The sequence below is a fragment of the Pseudooceanicola antarcticus genome (assembly GCF_900215355.1).
In the GTDB taxonomy this organism is placed as follows: Bacteria; Pseudomonadota; Alphaproteobacteria; order Rhodobacterales; family Rhodobacteraceae; genus Pseudooceanicola; species Pseudooceanicola antarcticus.
The window spans coordinates 472110-496489 of sequence record NZ_OBEA01000002.1 but is presented as its reverse complement, the minus strand read 5'-3'; the positions used below and the strand labels follow the sequence as shown (position 1 = coordinate 496489).

The 24380-nt window shown below is 67.6% G+C and carries 17 protein-coding genes; 6 read left to right on the top strand and 11 right to left on the bottom strand.

What is annotated here, in order from left to right:
• The first annotated feature begins 28 nt into the window (after positions 1-28).
• Entirely contained in the window at positions 29-2395 is a 2367-nt protein-coding gene (locus tag CRO50_RS06975) for a Tex family protein (RefSeq protein ID WP_097145154.1), read from the top strand.
• Here the strand turns inward: CRO50_RS06975 and CRO50_RS06970 are convergent, their stop codons facing one another.
• From CRO50_RS06970 to CRO50_RS06925, 10 genes are all read right to left on the bottom strand, one after another.
• Complete coding sequence (locus CRO50_RS06970; protein ID WP_097145153.1) at positions 2396-3643, bottom strand: TetR/AcrR family transcriptional regulator; 1248 nt, start codon at positions 3641-3643, stop codon at positions 2396-2398.
• 88 nt (positions 3644-3731) lie between these two features.
• Positions 3732-4064 (bottom strand): hypothetical protein, encoded by a 333-nt coding sequence (locus CRO50_RS06965; RefSeq protein WP_097145152.1) that lies wholly within the window; start codon positions 4062-4064, stop codon positions 3732-3734.
• Between the two features lie 352 nt (positions 4065-4416).
• Positions 4417-7518, bottom strand: coding sequence for an efflux RND transporter permease subunit (locus CRO50_RS06960; RefSeq protein WP_097145151.1), 3102 nt, complete (start codon positions 7516-7518; stop codon positions 4417-4419).
• A gap of 3 nt (positions 7519-7521) precedes the next feature.
• Positions 7522-8934 (bottom strand): efflux RND transporter periplasmic adaptor subunit, encoded by a 1413-nt coding sequence (locus CRO50_RS06955; protein WP_097145150.1) that lies wholly within the window; start codon positions 8932-8934, stop codon positions 7522-7524.
• A 2-nt stretch (positions 8935-8936) separates the two neighbouring features.
• On the bottom strand, positions 8937-9410 hold the full coding sequence (locus tag CRO50_RS06950) for a GbsR/MarR family transcriptional regulator (RefSeq protein WP_097145149.1): 474 nt from the start codon (positions 9408-9410) through the stop codon (positions 8937-8939).
• A gap of 145 nt (positions 9411-9555) precedes the next feature.
• The gene (locus CRO50_RS06945; protein WP_097145148.1) at positions 9556-10239 is read right to left on the bottom strand and encodes a TetR/AcrR family transcriptional regulator; all 684 of its coding nucleotides are present in this window, start codon (positions 10237-10239) and stop codon (positions 9556-9558) included.
• The gene (locus CRO50_RS06940) at positions 10236-13295 is read right to left on the bottom strand and encodes an efflux RND transporter permease subunit (protein WP_097145147.1); all 3060 of its coding nucleotides are present in this window, start codon (positions 13293-13295) and stop codon (positions 10236-10238) included. Before CRO50_RS06940 ends, CRO50_RS06945 begins: the two co-directional genes overlap by 4 nt.
• Entirely contained in the window at positions 13292-14419 is a 1128-nt protein-coding gene (locus tag CRO50_RS06935; protein WP_218844980.1) for an efflux RND transporter periplasmic adaptor subunit, read from the bottom strand. Before CRO50_RS06935 ends, CRO50_RS06940 begins: the two co-directional genes overlap by 4 nt.
• A 2-nt stretch (positions 14420-14421) precedes the next feature.
• A complete protein-coding gene (locus CRO50_RS06930; RefSeq protein WP_097145145.1) occupies positions 14422-15486 on the bottom strand; it encodes an efflux RND transporter periplasmic adaptor subunit in 1065 nt (354 codons plus the stop codon).
• 191 nt (positions 15487-15677) lie between these two features.
• On the bottom strand, positions 15678-17672 hold the full coding sequence (locus CRO50_RS06925) for a TonB-dependent receptor plug domain-containing protein (protein ID WP_097145144.1): 1995 nt from the start codon (positions 17670-17672) through the stop codon (positions 15678-15680).
• 208 nt (positions 17673-17880) lie between these two features.
• On the opposite strand from CRO50_RS06925, the gene CRO50_RS06920 reads away from it, so the two are divergent.
• From CRO50_RS06920 to CRO50_RS06900, 5 genes are all read left to right on the top strand, one after another.
• Complete coding sequence (locus tag CRO50_RS06920) at positions 17881-18939, top strand: hemin-degrading factor (RefSeq protein WP_097145143.1); 1059 nt, start codon at positions 17881-17883, stop codon at positions 18937-18939.
• Positions 18936-19820: a heme/hemin ABC transporter substrate-binding protein gene (locus CRO50_RS06915; protein ID WP_097145142.1), complete on the top strand. Its 885-nt coding sequence runs from the start codon at positions 18936-18938 to the stop codon at positions 19818-19820. Before CRO50_RS06920 ends, CRO50_RS06915 begins: the two co-directional genes overlap by 4 nt.
• A 3-nt stretch (positions 19821-19823) precedes the next feature.
• On the top strand, positions 19824-20900 hold the full coding sequence (locus tag CRO50_RS06910; protein WP_097145141.1) for a FecCD family ABC transporter permease: 1077 nt from the start codon (positions 19824-19826) through the stop codon (positions 20898-20900).
• Positions 20897-21730: a heme ABC transporter ATP-binding protein gene (locus CRO50_RS06905; RefSeq protein ID WP_269778110.1), complete on the top strand. Its 834-nt coding sequence runs from the start codon at positions 20897-20899 to the stop codon at positions 21728-21730. Before CRO50_RS06910 ends, CRO50_RS06905 begins: the two co-directional genes overlap by 4 nt.
• A gap of 132 nt (positions 21731-21862) precedes the next feature.
• On the top strand, positions 21863-23908 hold the full coding sequence (locus CRO50_RS06900) for a hybrid sensor histidine kinase/response regulator (protein ID WP_099459226.1): 2046 nt from the start codon (positions 21863-21865) through the stop codon (positions 23906-23908).
• Here the strand turns inward: CRO50_RS06900 and CRO50_RS06895 are convergent.
• A complete protein-coding gene (locus tag CRO50_RS06895; RefSeq protein WP_157791729.1) occupies positions 23905-24318 on the bottom strand; it encodes a response regulator in 414 nt (137 codons plus the stop codon). The genes CRO50_RS06900 and CRO50_RS06895 overlap by 4 nt on opposite strands.
• Positions 24319-24380 lie beyond the last annotated feature (62 nt).

Sequence of the window (24380 nt, the reverse complement as noted above, 5' to 3'; positions counted from 1 at the left end):
AGAACCTCCCGAGCAGAAGAGGTTTCTCGTGACGACCACCGCCCCGACCGACGCCGCCCCCCGTATCGCCCGCCTGATCGCCACCGAGATCGGTGCCCGGCCCGAGCAGGTCACCGCCGCCGTGACCCTGCTGGACGAGGGCGCCACGGTGCCCTTCGTGGCGCGATACCGGAAGGAGGTCACCGGCGGGCTGGACGACACGCAGCTGCGCAACCTCGCCGAACGGCTGGGTTACCTGCGCGAACTGGAAGACCGCCGGGGGGCGATCCTGAAGTCCATCGACAGCCAGGACAAGCTGACGCCCGAGCTGGCCAAGTCCATCGCGGGCGCCGAGACCAAGGCCCAGCTGGAAGACATCTACCTGCCCTACAAGCCCAAGCGCCGCACCAAGGCGATGATCGCCCGCGAGAACGGGCTGGAGCCCCTGGCCGAGGCGATCCTGGCCGATCACTCCGCCGATCCCGAGGCGCTGGCGGCGGGCTACATCACTGAAAACGTGGAAGATACCAAGGCCGCCCTCAATGGCGCCCGCGACATCCTGATGGAGCGCCTGTCCGAGGATGCCGACCTTCTGGGCCGGCTGCGCGGCTACATGCAGTCCAACGCCGTGCTCTCGGCCCGCGTGGTGGCGGGCAAGGAGCAGGAAGGCGCCAAGTTCTCGGACTACTTCGAGCATTCGGAAGGCTGGGCCAAGGTCCCCTCGCACCGGGCGCTGGCCATGCTGCGGGCCAGCAACGAAGGCATCGTCACGCTGGAAATCGCCCCGCCCGAGGAAGAGGCCGACCGGCCGCTCGACATGGTCTCGGCCAAGCTTGGCGCCTCGGGCGAGGGTCCGGGCGACAAGTGGCTGCGCAAGGTGGCGGGTTGGACCTGGCGGGTGAAGCTCTCGCTGTCGATGACGCTGGACCTGCTGAGCGAGATGCGCGCCCGCGCCCATGAAGAGGCCATCGCCGTCTTCGCCCGCAACCTCAAGGATCTGCTGCTGGCCGCGCCAGCGGGGTCAAAGGCGACGCTTGGACTCGATCCCGGCATCCGTACCGGCGTCAAGGCCGCCGTCATCGACAGCACCGGCAAGCTGCTGGCCACAGATACGCTCTACCCGTTCCAGCCCAAGAACGATGTGCGCGGTGCCCAGCATGCGATTCTGCAGCTCGTCGCCAGGCACGGGGTCGAGCTGATCGCCATCGGCAACGGCACCGCAAGCCGCGAGACCGAGAAGCTGGTCGCCGAAACCCTGAAGATGATGCCCGACCATGTGACGAAGCCCACCAAGGTCGTGGTCAGCGAGGCCGGGGCCTCGGTCTACTCGGCCTCGGAACTGGCGGCGCGGGAATTCCCCGAGTTGGACGTGTCGCTGCGCGGCGCGGTGTCGATCGCCCGCCGCCTGCAGGACCCGCTGGCCGAGCTGGTGAAGATCGAACCGAAAAGCATCGGCGTCGGCCAGTACCAGCACGACGTCGACCAGCACCGGCTGGCCAAGTCGCTGGAAGCGGTGGTGGAAGACGCGGTGAACGCCGTGGGTGTCGATCTGAACACCGCCTCGGCGCCGCTCTTGGCCCATGTCTCGGGCCTGGGACCGGGGCTTGCCGAAGCGGTCGTGTCGCACCGCGAGATGAAGGGTGCCTTCCGCTCGCGCAAGGAGCTGCTGGAGGTAGCACGCCTCGGTCCCCGCGCCTTCGAGCAATGCGCGGGCTTCCTGCGCATCCGTGAAGGGGACGAGCCGCTGGATGCCTCCTCCGTCCACCCCGAAGCCTATGGGGTGGCGCGCAAGATCGTTGCCGCCTGTGGCCGCGACCTTCGCCAGATCATGGGCAATGAAGGTGCGTTGAAGGGTCTGCGGGCCGAGCAATTCGTCGATGAGACCTTCGGCCTGCCTACCGTCCGCGACATCCTTTCCGAGCTCGAGAAGCCCGGCCGCGACCCGCGACCCAGCTTCAAGACCGCTAGCTTCACCGATGGGGTGGAAGAGATCACCGACCTCAAGCCCGGCATGGTTCTGGAAGGCACGGTGACCAACGTGGCGGCCTTCGGGGCCTTCGTCGACGTCGGCGTACACCAGGACGGGCTGGTCCATGTCAGCCAGCTGGCGGATCGCTTCGTCAAGGACCCGCACGAGGTGGTGAAGGCCGGCGACGTGGTGAAGGTCACCGTCACCGAGGTCGATGTGCCGCGCAAGCGCATCGGGCTGAGCATGAAGAAGGACGGCGGTGCCTCGGCGCGGGATCAGAAACGCGAGCGCGACAGCGGCTTCCGCTCTGGTCCCAAAGGCGGACCCAAGGCCCCGCGCGGGGGACAGGGTGGCGGCAACAGCGGGCCCAGGGGCAAGCCTCAGGGCCGCAACGATGCGCCCGGCGCGCTCGGAGCCGCGCTGCTCGACGCGATGAAGAAGAGCTGATCAGCGGAAGAAGCCGAACAGCAGCGGTCCCGCGTAGTCCTCGATCAGGGCGGCGCGGGACGGCCAGCGATGGCTGCGGGGCGCCATGTCACTGGCCGAATTGACCAGCCCGATCAGGCATTGCGAGGCAATGAGCGGGTCGATGGGCCGGATCGAGCCCTCTGATATCCCGTCCGACAACAACCCCGCGAAACGCCGCGCCACCCGGTCCGAACGGTTGATCGCATGGCGGCGCATCTCTTCGGGCAGCGCCAGCAGGGCGGTGTCGCGCAAGAGCGGCTGCTCGTCCAGGACCTGCAGCTCCAACAGGCTCGAAAGGGCGCCACAGAGCCGGTCCCAATAGCTGCCCTCAAGCGCGAAGGCGCAATGCTGGCGCGCCGAGACGCGGTTGAAGGAACGGTCGAAACAGGCCCGCACGAGGTCGTCCTTGCCGTTCAGGTGGTGATAGAAAGAACCCTTGGACAATTGCAGCTCGCCCGCGATCCGCTCGACCGAGGCCCCACGGTAGCCGCGCAGGTTCACAAGCCGCGTGGCGACCCGCAGGTAGGCCTCGACATTGGTGCCCGTCACGGCGGGCTCGCGCTGGTCGAAGGGCAGCTCGGGCGGCGCCCATCGGGCTCCGGGCTGGGCCAGCCCCCGGTCCATCAGGTCGAAAAGCCGCGCCTCGACCCTGGGGAAATCCTCGATCGCATAGAGCCGCAGCCAGGTCCGTGCCCAGTGCAGCAGATCACAGAGCAGCTGCGCCCGCGCCACCGCACGGCCCTTCTCTCGCGCATCGCCGCCGGCCTCTCCGAAGCGGCGAGAGACCCTTGCCACCAGCGCGAAATACGCGGCGATCAGCCGGGTCCGCGCCGGTTCCTCGAGGGCGCGCACTTCGGACAGGACAGTCAGCGGCGGCGCCTCTCCGCGCCGGGTCGCCGCGGCCAGGGCGAAGTTGCGCGCCAGCACATCGCGCAGGTAGTCGCGAGGCGTCGAGGGCGGGCTGTCCGGCGCCAGCACCTCGGCAAAGCGGGCCAGCGCGTCCTCGACGGCGGCCTCGGCCAGAAGCTCCTTGCGGCGGAAGTAATAGGTGACCGAGTTGGTCGAGAGCCCGACCATGCCGGCCACGCCGACCAGCGTCAGCCCCTTGAGGCCGCGCTCGGCGATCTGACGCGCGGCGGCGGCCACGATTTCGTCCCGTTTCAGCCGGTAGCGGTCGGTTTCCCGCTCCGCCTGGGCGGGTTTGTCGTGGCGCGCTTGCAGGTCCATGGCCGACTCTAGCAAGGCAGGGATGGGGTGTCATCCCTGCCCGGAGAGATCGAAGCAAGCGCAGGGCCTGTGGGAAAGCCCCCCTCGCTCAGAGCAGGAGCATCCTTGGGCAACGCTGCGGCTCGGACACCTTCGCGCCGCTATTTTCGTCCTCGCGCGGACGTAGCAGCAGCAGACCGAGGCCCAGAGCCAGCAACGGAGAGCCGAGCAGATAGATCACGATGGCCGCTCCAAGTCCAAGACCCGCGAGATAGGCCCCTGCCGCCAATAGCAGGCTGACACCGCCCGCGATCAGGGCGATGACGAACCCGCTGCCCGACCGCAGCCTGCGTCCGCTGCCTCTGCCACCGGCCCCTTTGGCGTCCATGGAAGAGGGATAGTCACGTCCCCGCGCTCCGCCGCCGAAATCGTTATCTTTCATTGCCATTTCCCCAACATGATCCGGAACAGGAAAGGACAATAACCTTTCGATTTCGCTGCACCGGATTTTCTACCCAGGCGGCGTCCCGACCGCCCGACACGTATTAAAAGAGAAGACTCAATAATTTAAACAGCAAAAATAGAAATACACCCTTAAGGAGAATAATCTGAAATCACTATCTAAATTAGATACGCCTCCCATTCATCGTGAATCAGACTCTACTAGACGATGACCCATTCGAGAACCATCCCTGCAATTTGATTTTCCAATAGCCGTAATGCACTTCGGGGCGCCGCCACAATGGCGACGCCCCGAAATTTAATACCACATACGTAATATACGTATCTCTAATTCAGGCGTGATCCGGGGCCTTGGGGAAAAGCCGCGACACCCGCCGTCCGAAGCTGTCCATGTAGGTCAGGATCACCGGCACCACCACCAGCGTCAGCAACGACGAGGAGATCAGGCCGCCGATCACCGCATGGGCCATGGGCGCGTTCTGACCCGAACCACCATGCAGGTTCAGAGCCAGCGGCAGCATGCCGAAGATCATCGCCAGGGTGGTCATCACGATGGGCCGGAACCGGGTCGAGCCCGCCTCGACCAGCGCATCGAAGAGGTGATGCCCCTCCCGCACGCGCTGGTTGGCATTGTCGACCAGCAGGATCGCGTTCTTCACCACCAGACCCATCAGCATGATGAAACCGATGATCGAGAACATGTTCAGCGTCGATCCTCCGACCAGCAGGCCCAGCATCACGCCGATCAGTGCCAGCGGCAGCGAGGACATGATGGCCAGCGGTTGCAGGAATGAGCCGAACTGCGAGGCCAGCACCAGGTAGATGAAGATCACCGCCAGCAGCAGCGCCGCACCCGCCGCAGCGGCGGTCTCGGCGATATCCTCGGCGTCGCCGCCCATGGTGGCGCGATAGCCCGGAGGCGTCGGCAGGGCGTCGATCTTGGCCTGGATGGCGGGGGTGACCTCGCCCACCTTCACGTCATCGAGGTTTGCCGTGACGCGGACAGAGCGCTGACGGCCCTCGCGGTTGATCTCGCCGGGTCCCTCGGTCATCGAGATCTCGGCCAGCTGGTCGAGACGGATGACCCCGGTGCCGTCCGAGGAAGTGGTGATGGGCAGCGAGCCGAGCGCGGTGATGTCATCGCGGAAGCTCTCGGGCAGACGCACGATCACGTCGACCGAACGGCCCTGGGTATCGGTCCATTCCGACACGGTAGAGCCCCCCAGCATCGGGTTCAGCGCGCCGGCCACCTGGCCCAGCGACACCCCGAGGTCCGAAGCCGCATCGCGGTCGATCTTGATACCCACGGTGGGCTGCGGATCGTCCAGCGACGTGCGCACGTCCACCAGCCCCTCGACCTCCTGCATCGACACGCGCAGCTCGTCGGCCAGGCGCGCCAGCACATCAAGGTTGTCGCCGAAGATCTTCACCTGGATCGGTGCCGAGACCCCGCCCAGCCCCGGATCCGAGGCGACATTGTACTTGGCACCCGGAATGGACTTCAGCGCATCGCGCACCGGGCCGCTGATCTGCTCGGGCGTGCGCTCGCGCTCCAGCGGCGGGGTCATCTTGGCGTAGATCGTCGCCACGTTGCTGCCCGAGGTGGTGCCCGAGTTGATCGTCGCATAGGTGGCGATGATCTCGGGGAAGGTCTCGCGCAGGACCTGGTCGACCTGGGTGATCTTCTCCGAGGTCCGCTCGATGGTCGATCCCACCGGGGTGGTGAGCTCGATCTGGATCTCGGAGTTATCCGCCGGCGGCACGAATTCCGCGCCGACCATGGGGAAGGTCATCAGGCCACCCACGAAGGCCAGAAGGGCCGCCAGCAGGGTCATCTTGCGCCAGCGCAGGCAGATCCGCAGCAGCGCCGCGTAGCGGCGCCCCACCCATTCAAAGAAGTGCTCGAACTTGCCGATCATGCGGCCGATGAAGCCGCGCTTCACGTTGGGGTCCGCCGAAGGGTCATACCAGACCGAGGACATCATCGGGTCCAGCGTGAACGAAACGAAGAGCGAGATCAGCACCGCGACAGAGACGGTCACCCCGAACTGCAGGAAGAAGCGGCCGAGGATGCCCTCCATGAAGGCCACGGGCAGAAAGACCGCGACGATGGAAAGGGTGGTGGCCAGCACGGCCAGGCCGATCTCGTTGGTGCCATCCAGCGCCGCCTGCACGTGGCTCTTGCCCATGTGCAGGTGCCGCATGATGTTTTCGCGCACCACGATGGCATCGTCGATCAGGATGCCGACCGCGAGGCTGAGCGCCATCATCGACATCATGTTCAGCGTGAAGCCCAGGAAGTAGATCACCGCCATGGTGCCGATGATCGAGATCGGCAGGGTCAGGCCGGTGATCACCGTCGAGCGCCATGAGTTGAGGAACAGGAAGACGATGGCCGTGGCCAGCAGCGCGCCCTCGATCATCATCGACTGGACCGAGTGGAAGCTCTCTTCCACCGGCTTGGCGTTGTCGCGGATGACCTCCAGCTTGACGCCGTCGAACTGGCTCTCGGCGGACATCTTCTCGATCTCGTGGCGCACGGCTTCGGCCACGGCCACCGTGTTGGAGCCCTGGGTCTTCACCACGTCCACTGCCAGCGCGCGCTTGCCGTCGAGCATGGCCAGGCTTTCTTCCTCGGCCAGCGAGAGGCGGATGTCGGCCACGTCGCCGAGGCGCACGGGCTGGCCGCCGCGACGGGCGACGATGACATCCTCGAAGTCGCGCAGGCCGGGGATACGGCCCTGCACCTGCACCGACTGCGCCGAATCTCCCTGGGTGATCTGGCCCGCGGGCAGGTCGGAGTTGTCCGACTGCAGCGCCGCGACCACCTCCGAGACGCCAAGGCCAAGTGCGGCCTGGCGGTCGGGGTCGATACGCACCTGCACCTCTTGCGGCAGGCCGCCCACGACCGAGGCCCGGCCCACGCCCGAGATATTGGCCAGCCGGGTGGCGATCACGTCATCGGCCAAGCGGGTCAGGCTGCCCTGAGAGATCTCCTCGGAGGAAATGCCGATGGAGAGCACCGGCAGCTCGTTCGGGTCGAAGCGCAGGATCTGCGGTTCATTGGCAGCCTCGGGGAAATCGCCCTGGATCTGGGCCAGCTTGTCGCGGACCTCCTGCGCGGCGGTGGCGCTGTCGACTTCCAGCTCGAAGATCATCAGCACGAAGGAGGCGCTGGTCTGGGCCGTGGATTCGATGGAATCCAGCCCCGAGATGGTCGAAACCGCGTCCTCGATGGGCTTGATGATGTCGTTCTCCACCGCCTCGGGCGTGGCGCCCGGATAGGCGGTGACCACGGCGACGACAGGGAAATCCACGTCGGGCAGCTGCTCGACCGGCAGCCGCTGGTAGGAGAAGAGGCCGATCACCAGCATTGCCACCATGACCATGGTGGCAAAGACCGGCTGACCGACGGAAATGCGGGTCAGGAACATCAGTTACTCTCCGACAACAAGGATCTGCGTATCGGGACGCAGCTGATCGAGGGGCTGCGAGACGATCACGTCGCCAAGCTCCAGACCCGAGGCGATCTCGACCATGCGGCCGCCTTCCCAGCTGCGTGCGACCTCGACACCCTGGCGGACCACAAGGTCGCCCTGGCGCTTGAGCACGAAGGTGCCCGCATCGTCTTCACGCAGCGCATCGGCAGGAATGCCGATGGCCTCGGCGGTCTCTTCCAGCACGACGCGACCGGCGGCGAACATGCCACCGCGCAGCAGCCCGTCGGGGTTCTCGATGGAGACATATACCGGCAGCATACGCGTACCCTCGATCGCCACCGGGGCGATGCGGTCGACCGTGCCGGTGAAACCGTGGTCGCCCACACCTTCCACCGTCAGCTCGACCTTCTGGCCCGCGGCGAGGCGCGGGGTGTAGCGCACGGGCACGGCGGCCTCGAACTCCAGCACGGTCAGATCGACCAGCGCCACCAGCGGAGAGCCTACGGAAACATAGGAGCCCGGATCGACCGAGCGCGAGGACACGACGCCGGTGAAGGGCGCGGTGATGCGGGCATGGGCCAGGTTCTCTTCGGCATTGGCCACGCCCTTCTCCTGCGCGGCCAGGCTGGCGGCAAGCTGGTCGACATTGGCCTGACCGGCGTCCAGCTGCGACTCGGGCGTCAGGCCACGGCCCAGCAGGGAGCGGGTCCGCTCAAGCTGGGTCTCGGCCAGGCGCAGCTGCGCGCGGGTGGCCTCGGCAGAGGCCCGTTGCTGTTCCAGTTGGTTGGTCAGACCCTCGATATCGAGTTGCGCCAGCAGCGCGCCTTCCTCGACACGATCACCGGGGCGCACCTGCACCTCGGTCACCCGCGCCGAGACCTCGGCCGAGATCGCGGCCTGTTGCGAGGGCGAGAGCGCGCCGGTGGCCTTCACGGTTTCGCGCAGGCGCATCGTCTCGATCTCGGTCAGCTCGCTCGGAAGGATCTGCATGGCCTGATCGGAGACCGCGTCCTGCGCGGCCTCTGCCTCGGGCTCTGGCGCAACGGCGGCGGCTTCATCGCCGGCCTCTGCCTCGTCCGACTGCATCGCGGCCAGCACCTCGGCGCCGCCATTCTGATACCACCAGCCGCCACCCAGCAGCAGCAGCACCAGGATCAGGGCGATGATCCAGCCGCGCTTCTTCTTCGGCGGCAGGCCTGCCTCGGCGCGGGCCTTGGCCTTGCGCTCGCGGCGGCTCAGCGCCCAATCGGGTTTGGAGGGATCTTTCTGCGACATGGGGCTGTCTTTCGTCTTGTCCGTCGTCGTGACAGAGCTCTTGTCCTCGGGTTGCACGGCAGCGGCCTGTGTGGCCTCGGTCGGCGCGGCGTCCGCGGGCTTGCCCGCCTTCGCTGCCTTGTCCTTCTTCGCCATCGTCAGTTCTCCTTGGGATCGTCGCCGCGATCGCTTTCGATCCGGGCGGTCCACTCGTCCATGAAGTCCGCGGATTTGCGGTAGAATTCCGCGAAATCCACGACCCTTTGCTGCGCCGCGCCCTCGTCTTCGGGGAACTGCGCGCTGATCCTTGATATCTCGTCCGCCTGTCGCCGCAGCCGCAGGGCCACGGTCTTCAGCATCGAAGGGCCGGGATGGGGTACGGCCAGGAAGGCATCCTGCCGCGAGCCGACCGGATGCACCCGCCGGGCAAGGCCCTTGGCCTCCAGCAGGCGCGCATTGGTCGAGGCCGACCCCTTGGAGATCTGCAGGGCATCGCACATCTGCGCCAGGGTGCGCGGCTCTCCTTCGAGCAGCAGGTAGCCCATGATCTGACCGGCGATGCGGGGGCCGCCGTCGGCGCTCCACATCAGGCCCATCGTCTGGATGAAATCTTCTATCGGTGACTCGCTCATGGCGGCCTCCTGCCACGCCGGTCGCTTCCGTTCAATACAAAATGAACAAACTGAACTGCATAGCTGCCCTGTGCGTCACCTGGCCCCGCGCGGCTGCATCCGAAACCGGCAAGCCCAATTCAGAAACCGAAATCACAGGCCCGCTTCAGTGGGCCACTTCCCCCTGGGAACGGCGGATTTCGTCGACCCGCGCGATGAGCGTGCCCGGCGGCGCCTCCAGCTCCTGCCCCGGCGTGGCCGAAAGGCGCTGCGCCTCGTCGGGCGGGATGCCGAGGCTGCGCAGGATCAGCGCCACCGCCTCGTTGCTGTCCTCGGCCTCGCCCTCTCCGGACATGATGCGCAGCATCACCGAGATCACCCCGGCCTTCAGCACGGTGCCGAAAAGCCAGCAGGGCGTATCGCAGAAGCGGCCCTTGGAGACGCCCCAGGTCATGTAGTCCGGCACCATGTCGATGATCAGCTCGCCCGGTCCCAGCCCCAGGCTGGCCGAGAAGCGCCCGATGGTGCGATAGCGGCGCACGGTGAGGATGAAGGACTTGATGTCATAGGCCAGCGCCTCGGCCGGGTCGGTCGAGACCGGGCCCCTTGCGGCGAGATGCTCCAGCACCTCGTGGCCGATGGCCATCTTCACCGTGACCAGCAACTCGTCGAGACTGTCGAAATACTTGTAGAAGGTCCCGCGGGAGACCTCGGCGCGGGCCACCACGTCCTCGATCACCACGTCCCCCTGGGGCTTGGCGGCAAAGACCATCACCGCCGCCTCGACGAGGCGGCGGCGCATCTTCTCGCGCCTTTCGGCGGCGACCTTGCTGCGATGGTCCTGGCTCAAGCCGGTTCTCCGTCTCCCGAGTGCGGCCGCTTCACACCGAAGACTGCACAATAGAGCGCCGGAGCGAAGAGCAGGGTGATCAGCGTGCCGGCAATGATACCGCCCATCATTGCATAGGCCATCGGCCCCCAAAAGACCTGACGTGAGATCGGGATCAGCGCCAGCGAGGCCGCGGCGGCGGTCAGCAGGATCGGGCGGGCCCGGCTGTCCGAGGCCTCGAAGACCGCATCCCAGCGGCTGCGGCCGCGCGCCAGCAGGTCCTTCACTTCTTGGAAGAGGATGATCGAGTTGCGGATCAGGATGCCGATCAGGGCCAGCACCCCGAGGATCGCCACGAAGCCCAGGGGGGCGCCGGCGGGCAGCAGCGCCGCCACCACGCCGATCAGGCCAAGCGGCGCCACCGCGAGCACCACGAACATCAGCCGGAAGCTCTGCATCTGCACCATGACCAGGGTCAGCATGATCAGCACCATGATGGGCATCACGGCAAGGATGGGGGCCTGGCTCTCGGCAGAGCTTTCCACCGAGCCGCCGACCTCGACGCTGTAGGTCGCAGGCAGCGAGGCGCGGAAGTCCTCTACCGCCCCGGCGAGATCCGAGACCACGGTATCGGGCTGATCCGCGGTGAGGATCGCCGCCTTGACCGTGATCGTCGGCACCCGGTCGCGCTGGTGGATGACCGGCTGCTCGGTGCCCCACTCCAGCCGCGCGAAGGCAGAGAGCGGAATGGGCGTGCCATTGGCATTGCCGAACTGCAGGTTCTCGAGCGCCTCGAGAGTGGTACGGTCGGCCTCGACCCCGCGCGCCAGCACCGAGATCAGCTTCGAGCCGCTGCGCAGATCGGTGACCGGCGCGCCCTCGAAGAGCGAATAGAGCGCCTGCGCCACGTCCTGCTGGGTCAGCCCAAGCTGACGCAGCCGCGCCTGGTCCAGCACTACGCGGACCACCCGCGCGGGCTCGTTCCAGTCCAGCGTGATCGCGCTGAGCCGGGGATCAGACGAGATCACCGCCGCCAGCTCGCGCGCATGGTCGCGCAGCTCTTCAAAGTCGGGACCCGAGACGCGGTATTGCACCGGCTTGCCGACCGGCGGGCCGAGCTCGAGGTACTTGGGGAAGTACTCGGCCACGGTGCGGGTGCGGTCGAAGGCCTGGATCTTGGCCTTGAGCGCGTCGCGGCTGGCGTTGTCTGCGGTCATGATCATGACCTGGCCGATGTTCGGCGTGGCGGTCAGCGCATCCAGCGTCAGCACGAAGCGCGGCGCGCCCTGGCCGACGTAGGTGGCGAAGTACTGCGCCTCTTCCTGCTCGGCCAGCCAGTCCTCGAAGACCGCGATCTCCTGGTCGGTGGCGTCGAAATCGGCGTTCTGGCGCAGGGTGACATCGACCAGGATCTCGTTGCGGTCGGAGGTGGGGAAGAACTGCTGCTCGACCATGCCCAGCCCCACCACCGAAACGGCGAAGGTCAGGAAGGTGGCCGCGATGGTGACCCACTTGAAGCGCATGGCAGCGCGCAGCACCACGTGGAAGCCGCGGCGGATGCGCCCGGTCCGATGGGCTTCATGCTTCATCTTGCGCGGCAGGAAGGTTGCCCCCAGCACCGGCGCGAAGAGCACCGCCACCACCCAGGAGGCGATCAGCGAAATCGCGATGACGTAGAAGAGCGAGCGGGTGTATTCCCCCGCCTGCGAGGCATTCAGCCCGATGGGAATGAAGCCCGCCACGGTAACCAGCGTGCCGGTCAGCATCGGGAAGGCGATCGAGGTCCAGGCATAGGAGGCCGCCTTGGCCAGGTTCTCTCCCAGCTCCAGCCGCGAGATCATCGTCTCGATGGCGATCATGGCGTCATCCACCAGCAGGCCGAGCGCGATGATCAGCGCCCCGAGCGAGATCCGCTGCAATGTGATGTCCATCATGTCGAGGAAGACGAAGGTGATGGCCAGCACCAGCGGGATCGACAGCGAGACCACCAGCCCCGCCCGCACCCCGAGCGACAGGAAGGAGACCCCCAGCACGATCACCACCGCCTCGACCAGCGCGCGGACGAAGTGGTTGATCGAATGGTCGACCACATGGGGCTGGTCGTTGACCAGGCTCATCTCGATGCCGACCGGCAGCTCGGCTGAGATGCGCGCCATCAGGGCGTGCAGCTCTTCGCCGAAGTCCAGGATGTTCTCTCCGGCGCGCATGCCGACGGCCAGGGCAATGGCCTCGTCCCCGTTGTAGCGGAAGAGCGACGCGGGCGGGTCCTCGTAGCCCGGCGTGATATCGGCCACATCGGCGAGGGTGAAGAAGGTCTCACCGGCGCGCAGCGGCGCATAGGCCAGCTCTTCGGCCGAGGCGAACTGGCCGGTGACCCGCACCAGGATCTGCTCGGCGCCGGTGTGGATGAACCCCGAAGGTACGATGGCGTTCTGGGCCGCCAGGGTGTTCATCACCGTGGTCTTGTCGAGCCCAAGCGCCGCGAGCCGGGCGGCCGAGAATTCTATATGCACCACAGGCTCGCGCACGCCGAGCAGCTCGACCTTGCCGGCGGCATCCAGTTGCAGCACGGCCGAGCGGATGTCATCGACCCGCTCTTCCAGCTCCCGCGGAGAGAACCCGTCCGAGGTGAAGGCATAGACAGAGCCGAAGACATCGCCGAAATCATCGTTGAAGTAGAAGCCCGCGAATTCCTCGGGCATCTGCGGCTCGAGGTCCGACATCATGTTGCGGATCTTCAGCCAGGTATCGGTGACGGCATCGCCGCGCACCGTGTCCATCAGGTCGACATAGATCACCGTCTGCCCCGGATAGGTGACCGATCGGGTGTTCTTGAGGTTGTCGAGCTCCTGCAGCTTCTTCTCGATCCGGTCCGTGACCTGGACCACCGTCTGCTCGGCGGTGGCACCGGGCAGCGCGGCAGAGATCACCATGGTCTTGATGGTGAAACTCGGGTCCTCTTCGCGCCCCATCGAGGTATAGGAGATGGCACCGGCCAGCAGGCTGATGACCATAAGGAACCAGACGAAGGAGCGGTGGTTCAGCGCCCAGTCCGAGAGGTTGAAACCGGTTTTCATTCGACGCGCGCTCCGACTGTCTGTCCGTCCTTGAGGGAATGGGCGCCCTTGACGATGATCTCGTCGCCCAGCCCGATACCGCTGCGGATCTCGATCCGCTCTCCGACCGCCACACCCAGGGTGACCGGCACCTGGTGGACCTTGCGGCTGCCACCCCCCGAAACCCGCCAGACCATGGGCGCCGCCTCGCTGCCGGTGATCGCAGAGCGTGGCAGGGTCATCACCGGCAGGCTCTCGGCCGCCAGCGTCGCCGTGACCAGCGAGCCGATGCGCAGGGCGGTCTCGTCGCCCTCGATGGCCAGGCGCAGGCGACGGCCACGCAGGACGTCATCGGCCACGGGTTCGATCAGCCGCAGGCGGGCGAGGATCGGCGCGGCATCGCTCCCCGGACGGCGCAGCTCGAAGAGCGCATCCTCGGGCAGCAGGGCCAGAAATTCCGTCGGCACGTCGATCACCGCCTCGCGGCCCGAAAGCTCGGCCTGGGTCAGCACCGTCGTGCCCGCCGAAACGACCGAGCCCGCCTCGACCGCGGTCGACAGCACCACCCCGTCCATCGGCGCGACCAGGCTGCCAAAGCTCAGCGCGTCGCGGGCGGCATCCAGATCGGCCTCGGCGGCGGCGACCTTGGCGGCGGTCGCATTGCGCCGGGCCTCGGCCTGTTCAACCAGCGCCTGGCTGGCGATATCGCGATCCGCCAGGGCGCGGGTGCGGGAATAGCTGGCTTCCGCGAATTCCGCCTCCGCCCGCGCCGAGGCCAGCGCCGCCTCTGCAGAGCGCAGGTCCTCTTGCAGCGAAACCCGGTCGAGCACCGCCAGCACGTCGCCTTTCGAGACCACATCTCCCGGTGCCACGTCGAGCCGCGCGATGCGCCCGATGGTCTGGAAGGCCAGCTCTGCCTCGTGCTTGGCCTCGATGGTGCCGGGGAAGGCGCGCTTGCGGGTCGGATCGGCCATGACCAGCTCCGAGACCACGGGGCGCGGGTCGCCCGCTGGATCGTCTGCGCCGCCGCCGGCATGGGCGGCGCGCAAGGTCAGCGCCAGCCCGATGCAGAGCACCAGCAGCGCCAGGGGCAGGAAAAGGGCCACCGATCGGGTGGCAGTCCTGGTGGAGGGCTTCCGGGTCATGGTCATCCCCTGCCCTCCTTCACTGTCACGCTGCGTCCGGGGTAGAGCAGATGAGACCCCTCGGTCACCACCCGGTCACCTTCGGCAAGACCCGAGCGGATCTCGACCAGGTCGCGGCTGAAGGCGCTGATCTCGACCGGGACAAGGCGCACCCGGTCCCTGCCCTCGGGCAGGACCCAGACCGCCGATTGCCCGGCGCTGGCGGTGAGCGCGGTCCAGGGCACGGAGATCACCGGCGTGTCATCGAGGCGCAGCTCGCCCAGCACCGGCTCTCCGATGGTGAAACCCTGCGCCGCCGCAGCGGGTATCCTGGCCTTGGCGGTCACGGTGCCGGTCCCGGACACCACCGGAGAGACTTCGCTGACCGGAACGGTGGTGCGCTCGCCCCCGCCAAGCGGGCGGATCGTCACCTCGGAGCCGAGCGCCTCTTTCAGGCGCGGATCGTCCGGGGTCAGGAAGACAGCCTCGCGGCCCTCCAGCGAGGCCAGGGTGACGATGGGCTGCCCGGCGCCCACCACCTGCCCCGTTTCGGCGCTGCGCGTGATGACGATGGCGTCGCGGTCGGCGGTCAGGCGGGTGTCCTCGACCGCGCGGCGGGCGGTGGCCAGCTGGGCGCGGGCCTGGGCGCAGGCGGCGCGGGCGGTCAGGAAGGCCTCGGTCGCCTGGTCGAGAGCGGCCTGGGTGCCCGAGCCGCGCTCAAGCAGGCCCTTCGCCCGGCTGCGGGCCTGTTCGGCCTGCGCCAGCGCCGCCCTGTTCGCATCGAGAGCAGCCTGTGCCGCCTGCAGGCTGGCCTCGCGTCGGGCCGCATCGACCCTGGCAATCTCGTCACCGGCGCGCAGCACATCCCCCACATCCACCGCGACCGAGATCACCCGGCCACCGTCCCGGAAACCCGCCGGATACTGGTCCAGCGCCTCGATGGTGCCAGTCAGCTGGAAGACCCTTTGCGGCGCCTGGAGCGTCGCGGTGGCCACATGCACCGGCAGCGGCACATCCTGCGCCGCGACAGGTCCCGCCGCCACCAGGCCCAGCAGGAGCAACCCTCGGATACGTGCTGTCATCGCCATGAACGACTCCCGACTCAGAATGTTGACCGGACAGTCATTCAGAGTGACAAGGATGTCAACATGACATTCATGTCATTATGAATGGCCCGTTCAGCCTTCTTTCAAGCCCCCCCCGGAGAGGCGAAACCCCGCAAGGCAGAGCCATGCGGGGTCCGTGGTGCGCGCGGCGGCACCCAGGGGGCAAAACCTGATCAGAAGGTCTTGGCCAGGCTCACCTTGATCGTGCGACCGGGTCCGTTGCGCTGCGCGAGATGAGGCTTGTAGACTTCGTCCAGCAGGTTCTCGATCCCGAGGCGGACCTCGGTGCCTTCAAACATGCCGAGTTGCGGCTTGTAGGTGGCTCGCAGGTTATGCACGACGTAGCCATCCGAGGACGTGCTGGCACGGTCCATGTCGGCGGCGAAGACCGCTTCCCAGGACAGATCAAGCTCGTCGCCGAACTTTCGGCCCAGGGACAGGCGCAGCTCGTCGTTGGGCACACCGCTAAAGTCGCCACGGTCTGCACCAAGGGTGTAGCTGCCGCGCGCGATATTGGCATTGGCGTCGACGTAGAAACCGCTGGCCATGGAGTAATTGGCCTCGATCTCGGCGCCCCAGAGGTCGATCGCGTCATAATGCACGGTCGTTCCCGGCCCGGCACGCATGCCGTAGGTGGTGTTGTCCCAGACGTGGGTGTCATAGGCCAGAAGCTTGAACGACAGGGCATCGCCATCCGCCAGCAGGTCGGCGCCCTCGTAGGCAAAGCCTGCCTCGATGGTCGTCGCCTTTTCGACCGTGTTCATGAAGTCGTCGGCGTTGGATCCCGCGATATCGTCGATGATCGGCAGGCTTTCATTGTAGTGCAGCCCGCCCAGAACCGAAAAGCCACCCCCCAGGTCATAAAGCGCCGAGACACCGCCCATGAGGGTATCGTTCTCGTACTCGCCGTAGCCGTACTTCGTGCCGCTGACCCACTGCTTTTCCGCGCGCAGTTGCGGCGTCAGGGTCAGGGCGCCCATGGTGATGTCGTCGACAAGGAAGAGCGAGAGGCGCTTGTCGATGCCACCGGGCGCATCGCTGTTCGAGTTGAAGCGCTCGCGGTGCTGCAGCTCGACCCCGGTCCGCAGCTCGTGCGAGGCCAGCGCGCCATGGATATTGGCGGTGTTCTTCACCAGCAGCGCGGTCGTTTCATAGCGATAGTCCGCATCCTTCAGGTCCAGCGGGAACATGCCGCCGCCCAGGTCCTCGAGGTTGATGTCCTGATCCGAATAGGACAACTCGGCGTGAAGGTTCAGCAGGTCCGAGGTCGGAGACGCATACTCATAGCGCAGGGCCGCCGTCCGGTCCTTCACGCGGCGATCCACGTTCCCGAACATGGAGTTGTCCCAGCTGAAGGAATCATAGGGCACGTCCAGCTCTTCGCTTTCGGTTTCGGACAGCAGGAAGCTCAACTGCTGCTCGCCGCTGTTGCCGAAGGTGAAGCGGCTGTTGATCAGCCAGGACGGCAGCACCGAGTTGTCGGTCGTCAGCTCGGCACCGTTGGGATCGGTGGGCAGGCCCGTGTCGCGCCAGGTGTAGTTGGCCAGCAGCTCCATCCAGTCATTGGGCTGCCAGGCAAGGGTGGTCGAGGACACGGCCCCATCCCCGTTCGAGGAATACTGCAACAGCTGACGCAGCTTGAAGCCGGGTTCGCCGTCGGTCATGTCCGCAGCCTGGATCGGCTCAAGCCGGATCATGCCGCCGAAGAAGCCGGAGCCATACTCCAGCGTCCCGCCGACACCGCGCAGTACCTTGGCTTCGCGGTACAGGTTGGGGTCGGTGTAGAGCTGGGTGCCGATACGGTAGAGCTCTTCCGAGCCCTTGGACGCTCCGCCGACGAAGACGCCGACCTTGCTGTCGGTGCCGTAGGAGCCGGAAGCCCCGAAGCCGCGGATGTTGATACCCGAACCAGTGGGTGTCCCACCATTGATCAGGTTCACGCCGGGGGCGGTTTCGATGAGGTCGGCAATCGTGTCGGCCTGCCGGTCCTGGATCTCCTCCGCATCGACGATGGTTTCGGCAAGGGCGGTATCGGTCTGCACCTCGCGCTTGGACTGTACCGTGATCGGCGCAAGCTCGATCATCGCGTCCTGGGCGAAGGCGAAAGCGGGAAGGCTGAAGGCGGCGCTGCACAGTAGCAGCGCGCGCACGGGGTGACGTGCGGGCATGGTAATCCCCTGGGCTCGTTCTTGATGTCATGGAAAAGGCTGGCCTGGGGGCTGGCGCGAGGCCCCGCCGCGGGTCGATCCGCAGGGAGGGCTTGCGCCGCCTATTCTATCCGAGTATTTCTGTCAACAAATCACACGAGAGCCAGCTCCGCAGTGTTGCGTCCATGCCAGCCTTCTCCCCTTTCCGGGAATTCCAAGAGGTTGATGGATGAACGACACGACGAAACCCACCCCCGAGCAGCTCCGCCAGGCCCTGGCCGACAGCACCCTGCGCCCGCGTGACCTGGCCGCCAGCCTCGGGGTCTCCGAGGCCGACCTGCTGGCGGCCCGTGTCGATGGCGACAAGGTGACGAGGATCAGCGCCGACCCCGACAACCTGCTGCCCGGCGTCGAGACGCTGGGCCCGGTGATGGCCCTGACCCGCAACGAGAGCATCGTCAGCGAGGTCGAGGGGTCCTATGGCGGCTACCGTCCCGGCGAACACGCGGGCCTGGTGCTGGGCGACGGGATCGACCTGCGCATCTTCCGCCGTCACTGGGTGCATGGCTTCACCGTGGTGGCCGAGACCAAGGCCGGACCGCGCCTCTCCTTCCAGGTTTTCGACGCCGCGGGCGATGCGGTACACAAGATCTACCTGCCGAAAGGCGCCGAGCCCGAGGGCTGGCTGGCCCTGCGCGATGCGCTGCGGCTGAAGGACCAGTCGCCACAGCTGGAGACCACCCCCCGCGCCGCCGTCGAGGCCCCGATCCTGCGTCCCGAGGTGACCGAGGCCCTGCGCGGCGACTGGGCCGGGATGGGCGACAGCCACAAGTTCCCCGCCCTCATGCGCAAGCACAAGATCAACCGCCTCGGCGCCTATCGCATCGTCGGCGCCCCCTATGCCCGCCGGCTCGAGATCGCTTCGGTGGGCCGTATCCTCGACCGGCTGGCCGAGACCGGCACGCCCTCGATGATCTTCGTCGGCAACGCGGGCTGCATCCAGATCTTCTCGGGCCCCATCGGCCCGATCAAGACCATGGGCCCCTGGCTGAACGTGCTCGATCCCGGTTTCGACATGCACCTGCGCGGCGACCATATCACCGAGGTCTGGGCGGTCGAGAAGCCCTCGCGGCGCGGCCCGGCGGTTTCGATCGAGTTCTTCGACGCCCAGGGTGCGCTCATCGCCCAGGTCTTCGGGCTGCGCAGCGCCGAGGGCGACCACTACCCCGCCTGGCTGCAACTGGTCGAAGAGGAAACCTCTCGCCTGGCCGAGGAGGTCCCGGCATGAGCCTGACCCGACGCATCCTGCTCGCCGGCCTCGCCGCCCTGCCCCTGTCGCTGCCCGTCTCGCTCTCGCCCGCGCTGGCAGAGACCCCGGCCAGCCGCATCGTCTCGATCGGCGGCGGGGTGACCGAGATCGTCTTCGCCCTGGGCCAGCAACACCGGCTGGTGGCCCGCGACACGACCTCGACCTATCCGCCCGAGGCAGAGCTTCTGCCCGACGTGGGCTATATCCGCAGGCTCTCGCCCGAGGGGGTGCTTTCGGTGCAGCCCGACCTGATCCTGACCGACGAGGGGGCCGGCCCGCCCGAGACGGTGGAACTGCTGGAAAACGCCGGCATCCCCTTCCGCGAAGTGCCGCAGGGCTTCGACCGCGCGGCGATCCTGGCCAAGATCCACCGCGTGGGCGAAGTGCTGGGCGTCAGCGCCGAGGCCGAGGCCCTGGCCGAGGAGGTGGCCGCCGATCTGGATGCCGCCATGGCCCAGGCCGGGGCCATGGACAAGCGTGTGCTCTTCATCATCTCGATGCAGGGCGGCCGGGTCATGGCCTCGGGCACCGGCACCGCGGCCGACGGGATCATCAACATGGTCGGAGCGCAGAACGCGGTGTCCGAATACCCCGGCTACAAGACCCTGACCGACGAGGCGATCACCCGCGCCGCGCCGGACGTGATCCTGATGATGTCGCGCAACGGAGAGCATACCTCGACCACCGAGATGCTGCTGGCCAACCCGGCCATCGCCACCACCCCAGCGGGCCAGGCGGAGGCCTTCGTCACCATGGACGGCATGTACATGCTGGGCTTCTCGGTGCGCACGGCGGATGCGGTGCGGGACCTGGCGCGCGCCCTGCGCGACAGCGGCACCGCCCTCAACCAAGGGGGCTGAGCCATGGTCGCCCTGCCCCACCCCGAGGCGCCGGCCCTCGAACATGGAGACCGCCGGCGGCGCGCCCGACAGCTGAGGCTCGTGCTTGCCGGGGTCCTGCTGGTCACGGTGCTGCTCAGCCTTGCTGTCGGCGCGGCGGGCACCAGCCTCTGGCAGTCACTGGCGGCGGTGCTGCGCGGCGAGGCGATCCCTCTGTCCGACAGCATCGTGCTCTGGCAGATTCGTGCGCCGCGCACGCTGATGGGAATGGGCGTGGGCGCGGCGCTGGCCGTTTCGGGCGCGCTGATGCAGGGGCTGTTTCGCAATCCGCTCGCCGATCCGGGCATCGTCGGCGTCAGCGCAGGCGCGGGCCTGGGCGCGATCACGGCCATCGTGCTGGGCGCCTTCCTGCCCCTGGGCCTGCTGACGGCGCTCGGGTTCTACCTGGTGCCGCTGGCGGCCTTCCTGGGCAGCTGGCTCTCGACCATCCTGCTCTACCGCGTGGCGACCCGCTCGGGGCGGACCTCGGTCGCGGTGATGCTGCTGGCGGGCATCGCCCTCGGCGCGCTGACCGGGGCGGCCTCGGGGGTGATGGTCTATATCGCCGACGACAACCAGCTGCGTGACCTGACCTTCTGGGGCATGGGCTCTCTCGCCGGGGCGACCTGGCCCAAGGTGCTGACCGGCATGGCGGTGATCCTGCCCGCGCTCTGCGCCGCGCCGCTGCTGGCGCGCGGGCTCAATGCGCTGAGCCTGGGAGAGGCCGCCGCCTACCACCTGGGCATCCGCATCCAGCGGGTGAAGAACCTGGCCATCCTCGCCGTCGCCGCCGCCACCGGCGCCGCCGTCGCCATGTCCGGCGGCATCGGCTTCGTGGGCATCGTGGTGCCGCATCTGCTGCGCCTCGTCTCGGGCCCCGACCACCGCGAGCTGCTGCCCAATGCCGCCCTGCTGGGCGCGGCGCTGTTGCTTGTCGCCGATATCATCAGCCGGGTAGTCATCGCCCCCGCAGAGCTGCCCATCGGGATCGTCACCGCCATCCTCGGCGGGCCGTTCTTCCTGTGGATCCTGCTGCGCCAGAGAGGAGTGCTGGACCTGTGAACGCCCCCCTGACACATGCGCCCGCCGCGGCGGAGGCGGACGAGCACCTCTCGGGCCGCAACATCCGCCTCGGCCTGCGCGGCAAGCAGATCCTCGACAGCGTCGATTTCACCGCGCGCCCCGGAGAGGTCACGGCCATCGTCGGCCCCAATGGCTCTGGCAAGACCACGCTGCTGCGCTGCCTGACCGGCGAAATCGCCGGGCAATGCGCCCCCGGCAGCACCATCCGCATGGGCGCGCTCGACGTGACCCGCGCCGAGCCCTGGCTGCTGGCACAGCGCCGCGCCGTGCTGGCCCAGGCGACCTCGCTGGCCTTTCCCTTCACCGTGCTCGAGGTGGTACGCCTCGGGGCCGAGGGCGCGGGCGGCGCGGCGCGGGCCCGCCAGGCGCTGGCGCAGGTCGACCTCGGCCACTACGCCGAACGTTACTACCAGGAGCTCTCGGGCGGCGAGCAGCAGCGCGTGCAGCTGGCCCGCGTGCTGGCCCAGCTCGACGCCCCGCGCGGCCACCATGGCCCACGCTGGCTTTTCCTTGACGAGCCCGTCTCGGCGCTGGACATCGGCCACCAGTTGCAGGTCATGGAGATCGCCCGCGCCTTCGCCCGCAACGGCGGCGGCGTCGTCGCGGTGATGCATGATCTCAACCTCACCGCGATGTTCGCCCAGGAGGTGGTGCTGCTGAACCAGGGGCGGGTGCTGGGTGCTGGCGCGCCCGCAGAGGTGCTGACCGACAGGCTTCTCGAAACCGCCTACGGCTGCCGCCTGCGCATTGGCGTGGCCCCTCGGGACGGGCTTTTCCTGCTGCCGCAGACCGCCGAACAGGGCAACTAGACCGGGAAACCGACCCTGCCGAATGGTCTCATGGCCGAGGGCTTTCGCCCAAGGCGGGGGCCGTGCTATCGGTGGATTGACCCGGAGCCCAGGGTTTCCCTGGACAGGCCGGATCCCGCAGGAGGTTCCCGGTTGCCCTTTCGACATCTGCAACGACCGCTGAAACCCTGGGAACGGCTCTACCTGCTGCTCAACCGCCCGTTCATGCGGCGGCTTCTCTGGATCGTCGCGGCGCTGGCCTTCCTGGCGCCGCCGCTTTACGGGCTGCTCGACCGCGACCGTCGAGGGCAGACCGAGGTCGCCGCCCAATCCCTGCCCTCGGCGCTGCAGGACCTCGAGCGCGCCATCGGCTACGCGGGCTTCATCCACCACTTCAAGAACGCCATCCTGCGCCCGGACGAACCCGCCTACTTCGACCGCGCCGTCGAAAGCTATGAAGCGGCCGTCGCCGCCATGCTGCGCATCCAGCGCCTTGGCCTCCAGATCGACCAGGAGATCGACATCTCGGACCTGCGCGGCACGCTGAAGGCCTACCGCGAACGCATCGACCTGGCCCGCGACGCACAGCAACGCGGCCTGTCGATCCCCGAGATCGACGCCCTCGTGCGCGTGCCCGACGACGAGGCGGCGCTGGACCTGCGCCGGGTCCACACACAGGTGCAGACGGCCATCCGCGAGTGGCAGACCGCCCAGGCCCGCGAGCTGCGGTTCCAGACCATCCTGCTGTCGGCGCTCTTGCTGCTGCTGGCCAGCGTGATCATCTTCTTCCAGCTCACCTCGCGCGCGGCCGAGCAGGAGCGCCGCCGCCGCGCCGAAGAGCTGCACAGCCGGATGACCACCCTTGGCCAGGTGACCTCGGGCATCGCCCATGACGTCAACAACCTGCTGGCCACGATCTACTACGCGCTCGACCTGTCGATGTCCGAGGAGCTGCCCGAGAAGACCCGCAACTTCCTGACCAGCGCCCGCAAGGCGGTGGAGCGCGGCCAGAGCCTGACCGGCCGGCTGCTGACCTCGACCCGGCCCCGGCGCGGCGCACCCGAGGTGCTGCAACTTTCGAATCTCTTCCTTGATATCGAGGCGCTGGCGCGGCCGCAGCTGGCCGAGACCAACCTGGATCTGCAGCTGAAGCTCGAACAGCCCGGCCTGGCGGCGCTCTGTGATCGCGGCATGCTCGAGGATGCGGTGCTGAACCTGGTGATCAACGCCCGCGACGCCATGCGCGATGCCGAGCAGGGCCACCATATCACCATCACCGCCCGCGCCCTCGACCGTGGCGAGCTGCGCGGGGGCCGGCGGCAGGAGCTGATCCGTGCCGAGGCGCCCGATGCGCCAAAGTTCGACACCAAACGGCGCTACCTCGAGATCGTCGTGGCCGATGACGGCCCCGGCATGCCCGAAGAGGTCCGCGAGCGCGCGCTGGAGCCCTTCTTCACGACCAAGCCCGGCAAGTCCGGCAACGGGCTGGGCCTGTCGATGGTGCATGCCTTCGCCATCGGCGCCGAGGGCGATCTGCGCATCGAGTCCGAACCCGGACTGGGCACGGTCATCCACCTAATCCTGCCACAGGGCCAGGAAAGCGACATGGTTGCCAATCCGCCGGTCGCCGCCGCCAGGCCCGGGCGCATTGTCCCGGAACCACCGCGCGCCGCGGGGTCTGCCGCCCCGCTGCCGCCCCGCACCACGCCCGCGTCCGCCGCTTCTGCCCCCGCCGCCGCCTCAGTCGAGGCCCAGGCAGAGATCACGCCCGGAGACGGCAAGACCGTGCTGCTGGCGGAAGACGAGGACCCCCTGCGCGCCCTGCTGACCGCCACGGTCGCCAGCGCGGGCTACCGGGTGATCGGGGCCGAGAACGGCTCCATCGGGCTGGATATCCTGCTGAAGGACCCTTCGGCGGCCGACATAATCCTGACCGATATCGCCATGCCCCACCTCGACGGTTTCGCCCTGGCCCGCGAGGCGCGGGTGCTACGTCCGGACATCCCCGTGGTCTACCTGACCGGCTACACCGGCCATGCCGAAGCCGGGCGGCGGCTGGAGGTCGAAGGCCGCATGCTGCGCAAGCCCTGCCCCCCCGAGGTCCTGCTGGACGCGCTGGCCGAGGCGCTGGCCACGAGCGGCGGCGGGTCCGGTGGGGGCAAGGACGACCGCCCGAGGGACTGGGACGAAACCGTCTAGGCGCTCAGCAGCTTTTCCAGCGCCTCGTGCAGGGCCTCCGGCTCTACCGGCTTAGGCAGCGCCAGGTCGGCACCGATGGCCTGGGCCTGTTCCAGGAAATACTCCTTGCTGGGCCCGTCGAAGGCCCCCGAGACCGCCAGGATCGGCACATTGGCCGGGGTGGCGCAGCCTTCGGGTTTCCAGGCGCGGCGGATCGAACCGATCAGCCGCAGCCCCCCATCGGGCACCACCGCGCCACGGTCGCGCACGAAGATATCGGTGATCACCAGGTCGTGGGGCGTGGCAGCGAGATACTGCATCGCCTCGCGGGCACCCGTGCAGATGCGGGTCTCGTGCCCCTCCCTGGAGAGGTACTCCTGGAAGAGGACCGCCTGGTCAAACTCGTCTTCAAGTAACAGGATCAGGGCCATCGGTACGCCGCGAAGATGTTTCCGGGAAAGATCATATCCCGCAAAGATCATCCTGCAAGGAC

Coding starts and splice junctions, on each gene's coding strand:
- CRO50_RS06925 (WP_097145144.1), bottom strand. CDS start 17,672: ATGCCCGCACGTCACCCCGTGCGCGCGCTGCTACTGTGCAGCGCCGCC.
- CRO50_RS06955 (WP_097145150.1), bottom strand. CDS start 8,934: ATGGCGAAGAAGGACAAGGCAGCGAAGGCGGGCAAGCCCGCGGACGCC.
- CRO50_RS06935 (WP_218844980.1), bottom strand. CDS start 14,419: ATGACCCGGAAGCCCTCCACCAGGACTGCCACCCGATCGGTGGCCCTT.
- CRO50_RS06950 (WP_097145149.1), bottom strand. CDS start 9,410: ATGAGCGAGTCACCGATAGAAGATTTCATCCAGACGATGGGCCTGATG.
- CRO50_RS06895 (WP_157791729.1), bottom strand. CDS start 24,318: ATGGCCCTGATCCTGTTACTTGAAGACGAGTTTGACCAGGCGGTCCTC.
- CRO50_RS06940 (WP_097145147.1), bottom strand. CDS start 13,295: ATGAAAACCGGTTTCAACCTCTCGGACTGGGCGCTGAACCACCGCTCC.
- CRO50_RS06965 (WP_097145152.1), bottom strand. CDS start 4,064: ATGAAAGATAACGATTTCGGCGGCGGAGCGCGGGGACGTGACTATCCC.
- CRO50_RS06960 (WP_097145151.1), bottom strand. CDS start 7,518: ATGTTCCTGACCCGCATTTCCGTCGGTCAGCCGGTCTTTGCCACCATG.
- CRO50_RS06930 (WP_097145145.1), bottom strand. CDS start 15,486: ATGGCGATGACAGCACGTATCCGAGGGTTGCTCCTGCTGGGCCTGGTG.
- CRO50_RS06910 (WP_097145141.1), top strand. CDS start 19,824: ATGGTCGCCCTGCCCCACCCCGAGGCGCCGGCCCTCGAACATGGAGAC.
- CRO50_RS06915 (WP_097145142.1), top strand. CDS start 18,936: ATGAGCCTGACCCGACGCATCCTGCTCGCCGGCCTCGCCGCCCTGCCC.
- CRO50_RS06920 (WP_097145143.1), top strand. CDS start 17,881: ATGAACGACACGACGAAACCCACCCCCGAGCAGCTCCGCCAGGCCCTG.
- CRO50_RS06970 (WP_097145153.1), bottom strand. CDS start 3,643: ATGGACCTGCAAGCGCGCCACGACAAACCCGCCCAGGCGGAGCGGGAA.